The sequence below is a fragment of the Petrimonas mucosa genome, assembly GCF_900095795.1.
In the GTDB taxonomy this organism is placed as follows: Bacteria; Bacteroidota; Bacteroidia; order Bacteroidales; family Dysgonomonadaceae; genus Petrimonas; species Petrimonas mucosa.
The window spans coordinates 1,642,495-1,658,934 of the sequence record NZ_LT608328.1; the positions used below are offsets into that span (position 1 = coordinate 1,642,495).

Here is a 16,440-nt window from a genome sequence, read left to right on the forward strand (position 1 = left end):
GAGAGGTTGATTCATGGTAAAATCCATTAATATATAAAGAACTCTTCTTATACCGTTGGCCGGGAAGAGAGAGCAAAAATATGATGTTCCGATATCGACTGGCTGTTGCCGGGATATCTCGAAAGCAAAGATAATTTTTTATCTTCAGATCCTGTCTGATTGCAAAAGAATGTTTTGTTCTGTAAATATCCAGTTGCAGGAAATAAAATCGGGTCTGGCAAAAACAACAGCCAAACCCGATTAAAACCCTATAGTGGATAGAGGGTGTGGTCCTCTACATCCGGCTGATTTCGCCCTCACCGGCACCGGTACCCTTGTAGCGGTTTTTGACGGTGTTGAACTTGTAACGTACCGTCAACTCAAGCTGGCGTGAATCCCACCGGTTGAACTGGTAGATGTTGAGCCGGTCGTTGTATGCCTTGATGTTGGTGGTAAGGCCGTGGAAGAGGTCGTGTCCTTTCACTATTACCGACAACCGGTCGTCGAGGAAGGATCTGGTCACTCCCAGGTCGAGCCTATATTGATTGTCGAGCAGTTCCACGTTCTGGTCATCTCCTTTGCCCTGGAAGCTGGCGTCGAGGGTCAGCAGGTATCCCCGGGGCAACGAGAATGAGTTGTTCAGCGACGCGACGGGAATGGGGCTGTTCAGTCGTACCTGCTTGCCAATACTGGTGATGGTGAGCCACTGCTTATAGATGCCTACGGTGGCTTGTGGCGACCAGATGCCAAATTTAGGCGAGGCGGTCAGGAAGGCGGTCAGGCCGGGCAGTTTATCCACGTTTCGTGTCGAGAGCAGGGTCACGGCAGGGTTCTCCTCCATCTGGGTAGCCCACTGCATGATCACATCCCGTTCCTGCTTGTAGCTTACCATAAGCTGCAGGAACCTCCAGGAGCCGGAGAGTGTGGCATCGTGAACGATGGTCGGTTTCAGGAACGGATTGCCGGTCTGCATGGTGAAGCGGTTGGCGTAGAAGATGCTGCTTCCCAGTTGCCAGTAGGCGGGACGTATCGTCTTTGTTGTGTAGCTCAGCTGCAGCTGCACGTTGCCCAGTGAGTTGCCGTAGGAGAAGCTGGGAAACCAGTGGGTATAGTCCCGACTCTGCTCCTCCATCTTCACACCGTCGTCGAAATAGTCGGAGGAGACCTTCTCAAACCGGAGACCGGCAGACAACTGACCAATGGGCGTGTTGCGGGAGTACTCTGCAAAAAAGGCGTTGTTATCGTCGTGGATCGATGTAAAAGTGGAGGCGATCTCCTGGATGTCGGTAACGTAGTCATCGTCACGCCGGGTACGGGTGTACTCGTTCCCTGCCTGGAGTTGACCGTCCCAGAGGGGGTAGGAGAGTACCAGCCGGGTGGCGAAGAGACGGTTCCTGATCTGGTTGTCGGAGGTGATGATCCGGTTGTCATACTCCTGGCTCTTCTCGGTGATGGAGGATGCCGTCGAGAGACTGCTTCTGTAGAGGTCGCTGTTGAAATCGACCTTCAATTCTCCGATCTTGCCGTTGTAGTAGACGTTCAACCGGTGACGGGGACGGTTGTCTTGGGTCTGGTTTTCGTTGCTCTCCCACCGGTCGTAAAAGGTGCCGTCTGCAAAAACATCGCTCAGCGTGGTCGATTTTCTTCCCTCTTCCCACGGAAAGCTGGTTACGGTATATTTTATCCCCACGTTATGGCTGGGAGTGATTTCGTAGTTAATTCCACCTATGGTGGTCAGCGGAGTATTTACCCCGTCCGCATAAAGATCGTTCTTCTGTGTCCAGAGGGTGTCGACGAAAGCTTCCTGAGCGATCTTGCTCCTCTGGTAATGGGCATACCTTTCATAGCGTACCGTTCCGAAGATATCCAATCCCTTGTACCTGTAGTTGAGGTTGAGCTGCTCGCGCAGGTCGGTATTTTCCGACTGGAAGTAGGTCGACCGTACATCGAAACTGAACCCTTCACCGCTCTTCTTGACCGTGTGAATACGGATCACCGCCTTGACCGAGGCGTCATAGCCCGATCCTGGGTTATGAATGATCTCAACCTCTTTGATGTCGGCCGACGAGAGCAGGTCGAGCTCGGAGGCGTCGCGCAGCTCGCGGTTGTTGACGTAGATCTTCGCCTTGCCTTTTCCGAAGATGGTGAACTCGCCATTATCGCCCGTGATGGCAGGCAGCCGCTTCAGCACGTCGTTGGCCGTGCCGGCCCTGCTCAGCACGGTATTCTGCACGGTGGCGACCACGGCGTCGTTACGGAGCCTGATGCGGGGCAGGTCGCCTTCCACCACCACCTCCTCCAGCATGGTGGTGTCGGGCTGCAGTGAGATGGTCTGTTCGGGGAGGGCTGGAGCCGTTCGGGTTTCATAACCGATGAACGATATCCGTAAAAGTGCATCGGAACTGATGTTGTCTGTGTTCAGCATGAAAGAGCCCTGCTCATTGGTAGTGGTTCCGGTAATCAGTGTAGTGTCGGGAAGTGTATAGATGGCCACGTTGGCAAAAGGTATGGGATTGCTTTCGGTATCGATAACCGTCCCTTTAATCTGTCCGTTCAGGGGCAGCAGCAGGCTGCAGAGAGATAGCGTGAAGAGAATTTTCTGAATCATTGTATTGTTTTGTTTAATCCGACAATAAGACGAGAGCTCTTTTCATTTGGTTACATCCCCGAACCATTTTTTTATTAACTAACAGGATGACTGACAAAAAACTTCGCTTAAAATGGTGATTTTTTTTGCAGCGAATAGGAATATCATCTATCTTTACATCTGTCAATTGTAAAGTAAATCCATACCCCATGCGATGAAACGGTACCACTGAATGAAATAAATCTAGAGACTGATATGAAAATTAAATACCTGATGCTTTTTCCCCTGGCGACGATATTCTGCCTCAATGCGCAAGAACCGGTGGTCCTGTCGCACTATCTGTTTCCTGAATTTCAACCTGGAACGGTCTTGATGAAAAATGGCACGAGAAACAGTGCGAAGCTCAATTACAATGCCGCATCGGAAGAGATGGTCTTCGATAATAACGGTACGGTCCTGGCTATTGCTGATGCAATGCTGCCTCAGATCGATACACTCTTTATCGCAAATGAAAAGTTTATCCAGTTGAACAAGAAGTTTGTGAAAATCGTGATCGATGAGGCTGAAACCGGCCTGTTTGTTGAACACAAATGCAAGGTTGTACCGCCCGGGAAACCCTCAGCATACGGAGGTTCCTCACAAACCTCATCCGCAACATCCTATTCCACTTATGCCTCCAGTGGCATGGTCTATAACCTGAAGCTGCCCGACGACTTCAAGATTCTTCCCTACAACGTTTTCTGGATTAACCTGGATGGGAAGTTGCAGAGTTTCTCCAACATCGGTCAACTGAAAAGGATCTTCCGCGACAAGAAGAGGCTGGTTAATGATTACCTGAAGGCTAACGAAGTGAATATGAGCGATGTGGAGAGCGTGAAAGCAGCCATATTATATCTGAAAAACAATTAATAAAACGAGTTGACGATGAGACGATCACTATTATTGTTGTTGCTGGCAATTACCATGGCCGGCACCGTTTCGGCACAACAAAACTATGTGCCTGCACCTGAAAACCTGAAAAACAGGGCCGAGTTCCAGGACATGAAGTTCGGGGTATTCATCCATTGGGGAATCTATAGCATGATGGCCGATGGCGAGTGGATCATGAACAACAAGAACATCAACTGGCAGGAGTATGCCAAGCTGGCCGACGGCTTTTACCCTTCCAAGTTCGACGCGAAGAAATGGGTAGCCGATGTGAAAGCTGCCGGCGCAAAGTACATCTGTATCACCTCCCGCCATCACGACGGCTTCTCCATGTTCCATACCCGGCAATCGTCATACAACATTGTTGACGGTACGCCATTCAAGCGCGATATCATCAAGGAGCTTGCCGATGAGTGCCACAAGGAGGGAATCAAGCTCCATTTCTACTACTCCCAGCTCGACTGGAGACGGGCCGACTATTTCCCGCTTGGAAGGACCGGCCGCGGCGTCGGTCGAACCGAACAGGGTAATTGGGACTCTTACCACCGGTTTATGTTGAACCAGTTGACCGAACTGTTGACCAATTACGGTGAGATCGGAGCGATCTGGTTTGACGGGCAGTGGGATCAGCCGGCCGATTTCGACTGGCGCCTGCGTGAGATCTACGACCATATCCACAGCATCCAGCCGGGCTGTCTGATCATCAGCAACCACCACCTTGCACCGCAGGAGGGGGAGGATGCACAGACTTTCGAGAAGGATCTGCCGGGACAAAATACCACCGGCTTCTCCGGCAACGCCGCAATAGGCGAACTCCCGCTGGAAACCTGCGAAACGATGAACAACTCGTGGGGTTACAATATTACCGACCTGAAATACAAGTCGGAAAAGGAGCTGATCCATTACCTGGTGAAAGCGGCAGGCAATAACGCCAATCTGCTGATGAACGTGGGGCCCCGTCCCGACGGGACCTTCCCCGACATTGCCATCCAGCGGTACAAGGCCATGGGAGATTGGCTGAAGGTGTATGGCGAAAGTATCTACGGCACTCGTGGCGGGTTTGTCACACCGCGCGACTGGGGCGTGACCACACAAAAGGAGAACAGGCTCTTCGTCCATATCCTCAACCTCAAAGATAGTTCGCTCTATCTGCCGTTGAACGGCAAGAAGGTGAAGTCGGCCCGTCTATTCCTCGACAAGAGACCGGTGAAATTCACACAAGATGCCGACGGTGTACTGCTGAAACTCGACAAGGTTCCCGACGAACTCGATTACGTGGTGGAACTTGAGTTGAAGTAGCCGTAGTTTAGTTAATTTTCTTCAGTTAACGAACTTTACTCCTTTGCTCCTTGTTACGGGTATTGTAGTCGATGATTGAACATTTTAAAAATCACATCTATGATAACCAGCAAGGTGCAAGGGATTTTTATTGCCCTGTCGTTACTGTTGCCCGTTCTCGCTCTTCCGCTCTTTTCTCAAGAGACGAGAGCCGTGAAGGTGATGGACTTTGAACAGTTGAAACCGCTACTGCATCAACAGAGCGATACGCTTTACATCGTGAATTTCTGGGCAACCTGGTGTGCTCCCTGTATTGAGGAGATACCCTACTTCGAGCAGATTGGACGGAAATTCAAGGGAGAGAAGGTGAAGGTGCTGATGGTGAGCTTGGATTTTCCCAAACAGCTCGAGAGCCGTCTTGTGCCGTTTATCCATAAGCACGATATGAGGAACGAGGTTATCCTGCTCGACGATCCGCGCCAGAACGACTGGATTCCGCAGGTGGACGAGGATTGGACCGGGGCACTTCCAGCAACGCTGATCTACGGGCAGAACTTCAGGTACTTTTACCAGAAACCATTTACCTATGAAGAGCTGGATCGCCTGATTGAAGAGTCGGTAACTCGTTAATTATCAATATTTAAAAATCACAGCAATGAAAAGAGTATTTTTTATCTGGACCATGGCGATGGTGGCGCTGACACTGTCTGCCGCACAGCCGTTGAAGATAGGGGAGAGCGCACCGGCGTTCTCATTGAAAGGTGTGGACGGAAAAACCGTCTCGCTGAAGGATTACAACAACGAGAAAGGTGTTATCCTCATCTTTACCTGCAATACCTGTCCCTATGCAGTAGCCTATCAGGATAGGATTATTGCCTTGCACAACCAATTTGCCCCTAAAGGATATCCGGTGGTTGCCATCAATCCCAACGATCCGGGTAAATCGGAAGGCGACTCGTTTGAGGCGATGAAGGTGCGGGCCAAGGAGAAATCGTTCCCGTTTCCCTACCTCTTTGATGAGCAGCAGACGGTCTCGCCGGCATACGGTGCAAGCCGGACTCCCGAGGTATTTGTGCTGAAGAGGTCGGATAGCGGTTTCGTCGTAGCCTATACCGGAACCATCGACGACAACTCGGGTGATGCAGGTGCCGTGAAGGAGAGCTATGTGGCCAACGCTGTAAATGCCTTGTTGGCCGATAAGAGTCCCGAACCGGCAACCACCAGGGCTGTCGGCTGCGGCATCAAGCTGAGATGAGCTATATGCTCTTCTTCACCTTGAAGGTGAATGTCTTTTGGGAGAAATAGCTGAAGATGGTACAGATCACCGTCACCACCATCTTGGAGGGTGTGGCGTAGAAGTGCAACAGCTCCACCAGTAGCTTCAGTCCGAAATAGTTGATAAGGAGATTGACCCCTACAACCGCAATGTATCGGATCAGCTGCTCCCTGCCCCGCAGGTCGGAAGCGGTGAAGGTGACATATTTCTGAAGCAGGAACCCGGTGAAGAGGGTGATGGGGAAGGTGACGAACAACGCCGCGATGTGGGGACTGATGGTCACAAAACCCAACGGCACAAACTGTTTCTGCAGAATGTAGTTGTAGACAATGAAATAGAGCAGCCAGTCGAAACCTACATTGGCAGCGCCACTTACCCCGTAACGGAAGAACTGGCGGCTGAAATAGCGGCTGAAGGGTGGATAGAAGATGTCGATTATCTCGCCGATGAATTTTCCTGCACACACTAAAAATTGTCTCATCCTCTTCTTTTCTCCGTCGTTTTAGATGTTAATGCAGATAGTGAAAACGACGGCCAGCAGAAATCCTGCCATCGAGGTATGTTTGAGGTAAGGATCCAGTTCCCGTCCGCTTTTCCGGCGCAACTGAGTCAGGATATAAAACTGAAACAGGAATATGGTAGCGTAAAGATAGCGGTATCCGGGTGATGGGGCGAACATGAAGTTGTACTGCAGGAAGCAGGCGAACATGCCGAAAGTGAGCAGTGTGTGGTAGATTTTGGCGTTCTTCTCTCCAAGCAGCAGGGCAACGGTTGTTTTTCCGGCGCTCCTGTCGTTATCCATGTCGCGCATGTTGTTGATGTTGAGGATCATCGTGCTGATGAATCCCAGTCCCACGGCCGGCAGTACCGGTTGAAACGCAAGCGACCGGGTCTGCAGAAAGTAGGTGCCGATAACCGCCACCGGTCCGAAGAAAAGAAATGCAAAGAGATCGCCCAATCCAATATAACCGTAGGCATGCTTGCCGAGTGTGTAAAAGAGGGCAGACAGGATGCAGACGATGCCGATGCCAAGCAGGATGAGGAGAGAAGATAACGGAAGACCTTTTACGGCATCCACTACCACTATTACTCCTGTAACCGCAACGATAGCAACGTTGATCGCGATTGCCGCCCTCATCTCTCCTGGTGAGATGCTACCGCTCTGTACCGCGCGGGCAGGTCCCTGTCGCTTGCCGGTAATATCGGTCCCTTTCAGGTAATCCCCCAGATCGTTTGCCAGGTTCGACAGGATCTGGATGGAAACGGCCAGGAGAAGAGCCAGAACAAAGGTGGTTGCGGAGAAGTTTCCCTCCTGCAGGGCCACCCCACTGCCCAACGTCACCCCGGCCACCGCCAGATAGAGTGTGCGGAGCCTGAAGGCCGATATCCAATTGCTGATTTTCGCCATGTTTCCTGGTTGAGTTTCCGGGTCGGTCTGAACCGACTTCCCTTAATATGCCCTGGCGAAGATTACCCGCTGGGCAGAAGGTTTGCCTGTGACCATACATTTCCCGGGTGTTTTGTCGCCTTCCAGAGGTATGCAGCGGATGGTAGCCTTGGTTTCGTTCTTGATAAGCTCTTCGGTCTCAGGAGTGCCGTCCCAGTGACAAAGCAGGAAGCCCCCTTTCTCGATCTCCACTTTGAACTCTTCATAGGAGTTCACCTCGCGGGTTGCCGAGGTACGGTAATCGAGTGCCTTTTTATAGATGTTTGCCTGGATATCATTGAGCAGGCTCTTGACATGTTGCCCGATATTGTCGCAGGAGACGGTCTCCTTGGTCAGCGTATCGCGGCGTGCTACCTCGATGGTGTTGTTCTCCAGATCCCTGCCTCCCATGGCCAGACGGACGGGAACGCCTTTCAGTTCATATTCGGCAAACTTCCATCCCGGCTTCTTGTTGTCGGAATTATCGTATTTTACGCTTATTCCAAGCGATTTCAGTTCGGAAATGATACCGGCAACCTTCTCGTCGATCTGTGCCAGCTGTTCGCCATTCTTGTAGATAGGCACGATGACCACCTGATAGGGTGCCAACTTGGGAGGAAGCACCAGACCGTTGTCGTCGCTGTGAGCCATGATGAGGGCGCCGATCAGACGGGTGGAAACACCCCAGGAGGTGGCCCAGACATAGTCGCGCTTTCCATCCTTGTCGGCAAACATCACATCGAACGCCTTGGCGAAGTTCTGACCCAGAAAGTGGGAGGTCCCCGATTGCAGCGCCTTGCCGTCCTGCATCAAGGCTTCGATGGTGTAGGTGTCGACTGCTCCGGCAAACCTCTCCGAAGCCGATTTTTTTCCTTTGATCACCGGCAGGGCCATATACTTTTCGGCAAACTCGGCATAGACATTGATCATCCTTTCGGTCTCCTCAATCGCCTCTTTTTCAGTGGCGTGGGCGGTGTGCCCTTCCTGCCAGAGGAATTCGGCCGTACGGAGGAAAAGGCGGGTACGCATCTCCCAGCGAACCACGTTGGCCCATTGGTTGATGAGCAGTGGCAGGTCGCGATAGGATTGGATCCAGTTTTTGTATGTGCTCCAGATAATGGTTTCGGAAGTGGGTCGGACAATCAGTTCCTCTTCCAGCCGGGCAGCAGGGTCTACCACCACGCCGTTACCGTCGGGAGAGTTCTTGAGCCGGTAATGGGTCACCACAGCGCACTCCTTGGCAAAACCTTCCACATGATCGGCTTCGCGGCTGAGATACGATTTGGGGATAAACATCGGGAAATAGGCATTTACGTGTCCGGTTTCCTTGAACATGTCGTCCAGCTGGCGTTGCATCTTCTCCCAAATGGCGTAACCGTACGGTTTGATTACCATACAGCCGCGTACGGCTGAATTTTCCGCCATTTCGGCCTTGATCACCAGGTCGAGGTACCACTGCGAATAATCTTCGCTGCGGGGAGTCAGTTCTTTCAATTCCTTTGCCATATCGTTTACAAAATTCTGAATATTTAAGGCTGCAAAGATACGAATATTCGCAGAAATGTGAAACCGGAAACGGGGATTTCGATTGAAATCCCCAAAGCTTGTCTACATCAGGCAGCTTTTGATCTCTTCCAGCAGGTTTTCGCAGGCATCTTCCAGCAGATCCATCACCAGTTCAAAGCCTGACGACCCTCCGTAATAGGGATCGGGCACCTTCTGGTGGTGTGAATATTTCTTGGAGTAATCGATCATCCGGTGGATCTTGGCAACATCCTCTTCTGTCCTGGCCAGTTTCCTGACGTTACGGTAGTTGTCGTCGTCCATCACCACGATATAGTCGAACCGGTCGAAGTCGCTCCTCTCGAACTTGCGTGCAAGGGAGGAGAAATTGTAGCCGCGACGCTGGCCGTGCATACGCATCCGGTCGTCGGGCAATTCGCCTTCGTGCCAGCCGGAGGTTCCGGCAGAATCGACAATGATGCTCTCCTCGAGGTGATTGTCGGCAACCATCTTTTTCAGGATCCCTTCAGCAGCCGGTGAACGGCAGATATTTCCGAGACAGACAAAGAGTACGTTTACCTGTTGAAGCTTGGAGGGAGGATTTTGCATAGTGCTTAATTGATTATAATCTAAAACAATGCGGCAAAGATAGCATTTTTATTTATATTTGCACTTCAAACCCATAATTGTCTCGGGATGAACATACCGCAAGAGAGAGCATCACAATCCGTCTCCAAGGAGATTACCGTTGTTGAAGCCAAAAGAGAACTGGAGAAGAACAAAATCAAGAGGATCTTGTTTGCCACAGGCGGATCAGTTGCATTGATCCTGGCCATATTGGGCTTTTTTGTTCCCGGTTTACCCTGTACCCCCTTTGCCCTGTTGTCGGCTGCCCTTTTTGCCAAAAGCTCCGACAGGCTCTACAACTGGCTGTTGAAGAACCGGATATTGGGCCCGCGCATCCGCGATTACCAACGCAGAAGAGGTGTCACCAAAAGTGGAAAGGTGAAGGTGATCGTGTTGATGATGATCATGGTGCTGATCTCCTCTTTCCTGATCGTTTCGCTGCCGCTACTGAGGATGGTGATTCTTGTCTCCGGTCTTGTGGGAGCCATCGTGGTATGGTTTCTTGTACCCGAGGGGAGAGAATATCCCGAGGATTAATCCCGCATATAGGCCAGGTAGTACTTCTCCACCTTTTTAGATAATACCTCGATGTTGAACATGTCGGAGGCCGATGAGATATCCTTGATGGATCCGTCGCGATAGAGAATCATGATACTCTCGTCATATTTGTTGTACATGTCGGTGACCAGCGAGTCGGAAGAGACGAAATAGGTTGCCTCGCTCTCCGATATCCCGTATTGCCGGCTGAACTTCCGGATCAGTTCATGCCGCCTTTCCGCCGGATGCGGTTCGTTGGAGATCTGGATCTTAAACAGTTTCCGGTTGACCATCCCGCTGCTCAGCAGCGACAAGACCTTGTCGCGATGGGATTTCCATACCTTCAGTGATGTCCAGATATCGTTATCGTCAAGGTTTGTAAAATGTTCCAGCACTTCCGGACGATCCCTGAAATCGTTTAACGTGATGTCGTTCTTCAGGAAAAATGCCAGTGACGGTGACGCAAACAGCTCCTCGCCGTTTCGCGACAGATGTTTTGCCCGGTTGATGGTGTTGATCAGCATCTTTTCAGATGCTACTGCCGTTTTGTGCAGGTAGACCTGCCAGTACATGAAGCGGCGCGACATCAGGAAATTCTCGATCGAGTAGATCCCCTTCGATTCAACCACCAGCTTGTCGTCAATCACATCCAGCATCTTCATGATGCGCGCCGCGCCGATACTCCCTTCGCTTACACCGGTAAAAAAGCTGTCTCGCTGCAGATAATCCAGCCGGTCGACATCCAGCTGTCCGCTGACCAATTGATGCAGGAACCGCTTGGGATACCTGTCCCTGAAAATATCTATGGCTGTCTGGAGCGCACCCTGCTTCTCTTCGTTGATCCGCTCCATCAGCAGCAGTGAGATCGCTTCGTGCGGGACGTGGTTGACAAGTACATCCTCCAGGACATGAGAGAAGGGGGTGTGTCCGATATCGTGCATCAGGATGGCAGCCAGCGCCCCTCGGTACTCATCCCGGGTGATCTCGTGTCCCTTGTCGCGCAGGTTGAGCAGCGCCACCTCCATCAGGTACATGGCCCCGATAGTGTGGTGGAAGCGGGTATGCTGTGCTCCGGGGTAGACATATGATGCCATGCCGAGCTGCCTGATCCGGTTCAACCGCTGCAGGCAGGGATGCTGAATCAGTTCGTAAATAAACTCGTCGGGAATGTTTACAAATCCAAAGACCGGATCGTTGATTATTTTTCGCTTCGGCTGCATATAAATCAAAAAAGACCATTGGTTGCCCAACGGTCTGATTTTCATTTAGTTGTCTTACTAGGATTCGAACCTAGACAAACAGGACCAGAATCTGTTGTGCTACCATTACACCATAAGACAATTTGTGAGTGCAAAAGTACAAAAAAAAAGTGATAAACAAAAAAATATTACGAAAAAAAAACGTCTGGCAGAGTCAAGCAGCAAGTGCAATTTACATTAATTGTTTGTAAAACTCAACTTTGGGTGTGTTAAAGTCCAATTTTTTCCTCGGTCTTTCATTCAGCCTGTGCTGTATCCGCTTCAATCTGTCGGGTGGATAGTTCTTGAAGGACGCCCCCTTGGGGATGTATTGCCGGATGAGCTTGTTCGCGTTTTCGATCGATCCTTTTTGCCATGCCGAATAGGGGTCGGTGAAGTACACCGGGGCTTCCAGCATCTCCGTGATCCGTTCGTGCGCCGCGAACTCCAAGCCGTTGTCCGTGGTGATCGTCCTTATCACGCCCTTGTAGGGTAGCAACATGCGGCACAGCACCTTGGCCAACCCTTTCGAGTCCCTTCCGCGGGGCAGTTCCCCGATCATCACGAGGTTCGTCTTCCTTTCCGTCACCGTCAGTATCGCCTCCGACTGGTCGGCCCCTATCATCGTGTCCATCTCGAAGTCGCCGAAGCGCTTCCCGTCGGCCTCCACGGGCCTTTCCCGGATGCTCCTGCGGTTGGGGATGCCTCTAACGGAGCCCACCGGTCTCTTGCGGTGCTTGAGCCTGTGACGGCAATGCTTGTAAAGGTCGCCCCCGGCCTTCTTGTCCTCCCGGATCCACTTGTAGATGGTCTCGTGGGAGACCCGGATATTCTCCTTCTTTCTCAGGTGTCCGCTGATTTGCCCGGGCGACCAGTCCTTGCGCACGAGCCGGATCACCTTTTGTTTGATCCATTCCGGGGTGGCCCGGTTGCCGGGCAGGCGTTCCCTTCTCTCCATCGCCATCTCGTGGGCCAGTCGCCACGAGTAGCCCCCGCGCTTGTCCTTGTTGCGCTGCAACTCCCTGGACACCGCTGAAGGACTGACACCTATCAAGCTCGCGATCGTCCGCTGGGTGTCACCGTTTTCTAAACTTAAATAAATCGCGTACCTTTGTTCTGAAGTTAACTGTTTGTATTTTTTCATAAGCAACATAATAGTTAATTTTAGGGAGACTTCGGTCTCCTTTTTCTTTTATGTTGCTGTCCGACTCTCTTCGGGGGCTTGCGCGCCCCCGGCCGTTAGGCAACCCCCCCCGGTGTTTTTCATGATTGTTGTGAAGAATCATTTCAAAAAACAACACGTGGATGTTGCACTTCTAAGTTGAACTTAGGTCACTTTGAATCTGTCACAACTACCGTGTTCTCTTTCAGGAATTCCATCAGTGTGGCGTAGACGGGGTGCTTGATAAGGATCTGCCGGTTTCCCACCATAAAGAGTTGCTGGCGTGCCCGGGTGAGCGATACATTCAGTTTCCTGTCCACCGTGCCCTCGTCGTTCAGGTTGCAGAGAAAGTTTAACTGTTGCGGCCTGTTCACACAGAACGAGAGGATGATCACGTCGCGTTGGCTGCCCTGGAAGCGCTCCACCGTATCTACCATGATCCTTTCATATCCGGGGATATCCGCTTCGGCTAACTTGTGACGGATAAGGGCGATCTGGTTGCGGTAGGGGGCGATGATACCGATCTTCCCGGTGTCGAAATGGCGACCGTCATGGGCATATACCGTGGCAATGGAGCGGATGATCTCGGTTATGATCTCTGCCTCATGGATGTTTGTTTTCGAGGTGGTACCCGGCAGTGGCAGCTGTTCGGTAGAGAAGAAGGCGATCCGCTTCTTCGAAACCTGCTCTAGAAATAGATTATCTGTTTCGGGAAAGGACGACACCCACGGTTGGAGCTGCCACTCTGCAGCAGGGAGTATTGCCTGCGGATAGAAATAGGTGGAGGGAAATGCGGCAATCTGTTCGTGCATCCGGCCCTGAACGGTGAGCTGGGCGTAGGCGTGCGACCAGTTATTGCGGATGCAGGTGCGCAGCAGACGCTCAAAGAGAGAGTGGGCACAGCTGGTGATGCCGGCTGCAACGAGTTCCGGTTCACGGATGGCTGCAGCCTGCTTTTTCTGCAGGACAATGGCCGGCAACTGGTGATGGTCGCCTATCATGATGAACTTGTTGAAACGGGGTAACAACCCGATGATCTGGGGTTCCAGAATCTGCGATGCCTCGTCGATGATGGCCAGATCGAACTGCTTCAGGCTGAAAAGCTCCGGCCGTCCGTTAATCGATGCCAGCGTGGAGACGAAGATCCGGGTTGACTCGATCTCCTGACGCAACGCCTCGCGGCTCCTGGCCTTATCGGAGATGTTCTGCAGAAGCCGGTCGCGATATGTCTCGGCGCAGGAGAGCTCGGTGCCTACGCGGATATATTTGCGGGAGTTCTCCCCCTTGCAGCCAAATGCCGCATTGATCGCCTCACAGAGTTCATCCACCGCGCGGTTGGTGTAGGCCAGCACCAGGATGTTGCTGTTGTTTTTGTGGTAGATTTCGATCAGCCGGCGGGCAAATATGGAGGTTTTTCCGGTCCCGGGCGGGCCGATGATCAGGAAATAGTCGTTGACTGCCGTAGCTTTCCGGATAATATCCTCGGGGTAGGGAAACTGCTCTGTGGTGGTTGTCGGTGGTTGGGGAGGCTTCACTCCCAACAGCAGCTCCCTTTTTTGCCTTCCGGCGTTCAAGAAAGCGAAGAGACTCCGGTACATGCTGTTGTAGGTGGTGTCGAGCGCATCGTGTTCGACTGCCCAGAAGCGGTTCTCGTTGAACAATGTGCGGTTCCGCTGCTTGTGGCGGAAACGGATTTCGACATAGTCGCGGGTGATGGCCGCCAAGGTTCCCTTCAGTATCTGGCGGTTAAGGACCGTATCCCGCTCGTCATGACGCGGGTAGACGATACAGATCTCTCCCTCCCGGAAGTTCACCACACCGTTCCCGGCTTGATTCCTCCGAAAGACGACCCGCATATCGTTACCCGAATCGTCGATCGAGTCGATGGTCAGGTCGTACAACAGATCCAGTGCCTCGGCACGTTCGGCAAAGTCGCTGTTCCACAACGAAGCCACACCGGTTGGCGACTCATACTCCACATCGCCGATCTTCTGCAGGTAGAGCTCCCTCGATACAAAACGGATAAAGCGGTAAAAGTAACTCAACTCCGTTGGAGAACATTGTTGCAGTACCGATTTGAATTGATTGATCCGATCTGTATAGAATGTTGCGGATCTCTGGGCAAACCCGACGGTATCGAAGAGATCCTGAAACAGCTGCGCCACCCTGTCGTTGTCGCCGTTCACGATGGCATGTTCATTGGCAACAATCTGATTCCTGACTGCGATGATCTCTTTCTCCAGCTGCCGGAACTCCGCCGCGAAACGGAGATTTGTACCGGGATTGTTGCCCGATGAGTAGAGGATCGCCGCTTCCACCCTGCGCGACGGCACGTCAAACAGACTTGCGATCATCATCCGGTAGATGCTTGTCTGCACTTCGTGGTTGAGTGCGATCTTTCCGGTGTTGCTTGCAGGAAAGGGAAGCTTCCCCGATTTCAATTCCACGATACTGTATCTCTCCCGGTCGGTATGCAACAGGTCGAGACGCCCCTGAAACCCATATCTTTCGCTGAAGAATGACGGTTCGAGCGTGCATTTGCGAAGATCGATCCCACTCCGGGGAAAATCACGGGTAATCACCCGCTTGATGTTTTCAAACTGCGCTCGGGCTTGTCGCATGAATTCCCGGAAGTTCTCATCCGACGCGATATCCCGGCAACTGGTGTACTCGAAAGGGGATTGCCTGAACGATTTCAGGAAGGTCTCGTCGAAGGAGACCTCCTCGGGATCGTGGGCAAAGAGCAGTTCGTCGAGGAAGAAGTTGGCCAAGTTACCCAGCAGGAGGTAGGAGCGGTTCTCCGGTGTTTCGAACCTGTTTCTGAAGTAGTGTAACGGTGTGATGCAATAGTCGTGGAAACATTCAGCGATGGCCGAGGCATCGATCAGGTAGTCCGGCTCCAGGACGATCAGTCGGGGAACCAGCCGGCCACATTCGTCCATCTTGAAGTCGACCAGGTTGAGTTGTGCCCCTTCCCAAAGCTGGTCGGCAATACCTGGCTCTGTATCGTACCTGACAGTCAACCTCAATCCCGGATACCTTTCGGCAAGGGTAAGCATCTCACCCTTCTCCCTGTCGATGGATAGAAGCTGGACCCGTAGTGTCTGATCTGAGCCTGCCGGTTCAGGTGCCGGTATGGGCTCCTGATCCCAACCTGTGGTTTCGCCGCTGAGCTGTTTCAGAAAAGTGACCAGAGCCTGCTCGTGCTGCCGGTATTCGGCTTCTGTCAGCTCACTGTTACTCTCCCTCACCTCGCGTGAGCGGACACGCAGATGCTGCAGCTGCCACTCCAGCCGTTCAGGGAGCCGGTGCTTCCGAGCCAGAAATACCAATCGCGAGAATAGGGTGGGGAACTGGACCGGCTCGTCTGAGGTCAACTCCCTTGAGAGTCGCTCCATCACCCGTTTCAGTTCGAAGAGTCTGTTGCTGAAAGTGAAGCCTGAGGTTGAGATCTCCTGTATGTCTGCCAAGTAGGCTGTGAAATCCGGCATCAGCATTGAAACAGTTCAATGATTTTGGGCAAGAAGATCAGGAGCCCTACGGCCAATGCTGCGGAAGCGGCCAGCAATACAGCTGCGGCAGCCAGGTCCTTCACTCTCCTGATCGCATCGCTGCGATCCTTCGAAACATGGTTGGCAAGCGCCTCGATGGAGGAGTTCACCGCTTCCAGGGCCAGTACCAGTCCGATGACGATGGTGACAGCCAACCATTCTGCAGTGGAGATGGAGAAGATTAGCCCCATGGCGATAGCCGCGACGGCAAGTATCAGGTGGACAACCGCATTGGGAGTGCCACCGAATAGTGCCGCAACACCTTGAAAAGCATATTTAAAACTCTCTATCCTCTTTTTGCAGAAACTGTTCATGACCGGTCCTGTTAAAAGCCGTTGCCCGCAACGGG

14 protein-coding genes and 1 tRNA gene are annotated in these 16,440 nt (G+C 52.2%); 5 read left to right on the forward strand and 10 right to left on the reverse strand.

Features of this window, described 5'->3' with window-relative positions:
* Nucleotides 1-274 precede the first annotated feature (274 nt).
* Entirely contained in the window at nt 275-2,587 is a 2,313-nt protein-coding gene (locus tag ING2E5A_RS06555; protein ID WP_071136727.1) for an outer membrane beta-barrel family protein, read from the reverse strand.
* A 234-nt stretch (nt 2,588-2,821) separates the two neighbouring features.
* On the opposite strand from ING2E5A_RS06555, the gene ING2E5A_RS06560 reads away from it, so the two are divergent.
* The 4 genes from ING2E5A_RS06560 (at nt 2,822) to ING2E5A_RS06575 (ending at nt 6,026) form a co-directional block, all read left to right on the forward strand.
* Entirely contained in the window at nt 2,822-3,475 is a 654-nt protein-coding gene (locus ING2E5A_RS06560) for a hypothetical protein (RefSeq protein WP_071136728.1), read from the forward strand.
* Between the two features lie 15 nt (nt 3,476-3,490).
* The gene (locus tag ING2E5A_RS06565) at nt 3,491-4,792 is read left to right on the forward strand and encodes an alpha-L-fucosidase (RefSeq protein WP_071136729.1); all 1,302 of its coding nucleotides are present in this window, start codon (nt 3,491-3,493) and stop codon (nt 4,790-4,792) included.
* A 99-nt stretch (nt 4,793-4,891) separates the two neighbouring features.
* The gene (locus ING2E5A_RS06570) at nt 4,892-5,401 is read left to right on the forward strand and encodes a TlpA disulfide reductase family protein (protein WP_071136730.1); all 510 of its coding nucleotides are present in this window, start codon (nt 4,892-4,894) and stop codon (nt 5,399-5,401) included.
* A 25-nt stretch (nt 5,402-5,426) separates the two neighbouring features.
* A complete protein-coding gene (locus ING2E5A_RS06575) occupies nt 5,427-6,026 on the forward strand; it encodes a thioredoxin family protein (protein ID WP_071136731.1) in 600 nt (199 codons plus the stop codon).
* A gap of 1 nt (nt 6,027) precedes the next feature.
* Here the strand turns inward: ING2E5A_RS06575 and ING2E5A_RS06580 are convergent, their stop codons facing one another.
* From ING2E5A_RS06580 to ING2E5A_RS06595, 4 genes are all read right to left on the reverse strand, one after another.
* Nucleotides 6,028-6,528 (reverse strand): GtrA family protein, encoded by a 501-nt coding sequence (locus tag ING2E5A_RS06580; protein WP_071136732.1) that lies wholly within the window; start codon nt 6,526-6,528, stop codon nt 6,028-6,030.
* 21 nt (nt 6,529-6,549) lie between these two features.
* Nucleotides 6,550-7,455 (reverse strand): 1,4-dihydroxy-2-naphthoate octaprenyltransferase, encoded by a 906-nt coding sequence (menA, locus tag ING2E5A_RS06585; RefSeq protein WP_071136733.1) that lies wholly within the window; start codon nt 7,453-7,455, stop codon nt 6,550-6,552.
* A 42-nt stretch (nt 7,456-7,497) separates the two neighbouring features.
* Nucleotides 7,498-8,979 (reverse strand): proline--tRNA ligase, encoded by a 1,482-nt coding sequence (gene proS, locus ING2E5A_RS06590; RefSeq protein ID WP_071136734.1) that lies wholly within the window; start codon nt 8,977-8,979, stop codon nt 7,498-7,500.
* A gap of 102 nt (nt 8,980-9,081) precedes the next feature.
* Nucleotides 9,082-9,585, reverse strand: coding sequence for a low molecular weight protein-tyrosine-phosphatase (locus tag ING2E5A_RS06595; protein WP_071136735.1), 504 nt, complete (start codon nt 9,583-9,585; stop codon nt 9,082-9,084).
* Between the two features lie 87 nt (nt 9,586-9,672).
* Here ING2E5A_RS06595 and ING2E5A_RS06600 point away from each other — a divergent pair, with 87 nt between their 5' ends.
* The gene (locus ING2E5A_RS06600) at nt 9,673-10,140 is read left to right on the forward strand and encodes a YbaN family protein (protein WP_083373227.1); all 468 of its coding nucleotides are present in this window, start codon (nt 9,673-9,675) and stop codon (nt 10,138-10,140) included.
* Here ING2E5A_RS06600 and ING2E5A_RS06605 read toward each other — a convergent pair.
* The 5 genes from ING2E5A_RS06605 to ING2E5A_RS06625 form a co-directional block, all read right to left on the reverse strand.
* Nucleotides 10,137-11,360 carry an HD domain-containing protein gene (locus ING2E5A_RS06605; RefSeq protein WP_071136736.1) on the reverse strand — a complete coding sequence of 408 codons (1,224 nt, stop codon included), beginning with the start codon at nt 11,358-11,360 and terminating at the stop codon, nt 10,137-10,139. The two genes, ING2E5A_RS06600 and ING2E5A_RS06605, sit on opposite strands and share 4 nt — an antisense overlap.
* Nucleotides 11,361-11,409: 49 nt before the next feature.
* Nucleotides 11,410-11,480 (reverse strand) — tRNA-Gln (locus ING2E5A_RS06610).
* Nucleotides 11,481-11,571: 91 nt separating this feature from the next.
* Nucleotides 11,572-12,522, reverse strand: coding sequence for an IS30 family transposase (locus ING2E5A_RS06615; protein ID WP_071136737.1), 951 nt, complete (start codon nt 12,520-12,522; stop codon nt 11,572-11,574).
* A 188-nt stretch (nt 12,523-12,710) separates the two neighbouring features.
* On the reverse strand, nt 12,711-16,031 hold the full coding sequence (locus tag ING2E5A_RS06620; protein ID WP_071138238.1) for an AAA domain-containing protein: 3,321 nt from the start codon (nt 16,029-16,031) through the stop codon (nt 12,711-12,713).
* On the reverse strand, nt 16,031-16,405 hold the full coding sequence (locus ING2E5A_RS06625) for a diacylglycerol kinase family protein (RefSeq protein ID WP_071136738.1): 375 nt from the start codon (nt 16,403-16,405) through the stop codon (nt 16,031-16,033). Before ING2E5A_RS06625 ends, ING2E5A_RS06620 begins: the two co-directional genes overlap by 1 nt.
* Between the last annotated feature and the right edge of the window lie 35 nt (nt 16,406-16,440).

Excerpts from the sequence above, each read along its gene's own strand:
- ING2E5A_RS06560 (WP_071136728.1), top strand. The coding sequence starts at position 2,822 with ATGAAAATTAAATACCTGATGCTTTTTCCCCTGGCGACGATATTCTGC.
- ING2E5A_RS06605 (WP_071136736.1), bottom strand. The coding sequence starts at position 11,360 with ATGCAGCCGAAGCGAAAAATAATCAACGATCCGGTCTTTGGATTTGTA.
- ING2E5A_RS06625 (WP_071136738.1), bottom strand. The coding sequence starts at position 16,405 with ATGAACAGTTTCTGCAAAAAGAGGATAGAGAGTTTTAAATATGCTTTT.
- ING2E5A_RS06575 (WP_071136731.1), top strand. The coding sequence starts at position 5,427 with ATGAAAAGAGTATTTTTTATCTGGACCATGGCGATGGTGGCGCTGACA.
- menA (WP_071136733.1), bottom strand. The coding sequence starts at position 7,455 with ATGGCGAAAATCAGCAATTGGATATCGGCCTTCAGGCTCCGCACACTC.
- proS (WP_071136734.1), bottom strand. The coding sequence starts at position 8,979 with ATGGCAAAGGAATTGAAAGAACTGACTCCCCGCAGCGAAGATTATTCG.
- ING2E5A_RS06615 (WP_071136737.1), bottom strand. The coding sequence starts at position 12,522 with ATGAAAAAATACAAACAGTTAACTTCAGAACAAAGGTACGCGATTTAT.
- ING2E5A_RS06580 (WP_071136732.1), bottom strand. The coding sequence starts at position 6,528 with ATGAGACAATTTTTAGTGTGTGCAGGAAAATTCATCGGCGAGATAATC.
- ING2E5A_RS06595 (WP_071136735.1), bottom strand. The coding sequence starts at position 9,585 with ATGCAAAATCCTCCCTCCAAGCTTCAACAGGTAAACGTACTCTTTGTC.
- ING2E5A_RS06600 (WP_083373227.1), top strand. The coding sequence starts at position 9,673 with ATGAACATACCGCAAGAGAGAGCATCACAATCCGTCTCCAAGGAGATT.
- ING2E5A_RS06555 (WP_071136727.1), bottom strand. The coding sequence starts at position 2,587 with ATGATTCAGAAAATTCTCTTCACGCTATCTCTCTGCAGCCTGCTGCTG.
- ING2E5A_RS06570 (WP_071136730.1), top strand. The coding sequence starts at position 4,892 with ATGATAACCAGCAAGGTGCAAGGGATTTTTATTGCCCTGTCGTTACTG.
- ING2E5A_RS06620 (WP_071138238.1), bottom strand. The coding sequence starts at position 16,031 with ATGCCGGATTTCACAGCCTACTTGGCAGACATACAGGAGATCTCAACC.
- ING2E5A_RS06565 (WP_071136729.1), top strand. The coding sequence starts at position 3,491 with ATGAGACGATCACTATTATTGTTGTTGCTGGCAATTACCATGGCCGGC.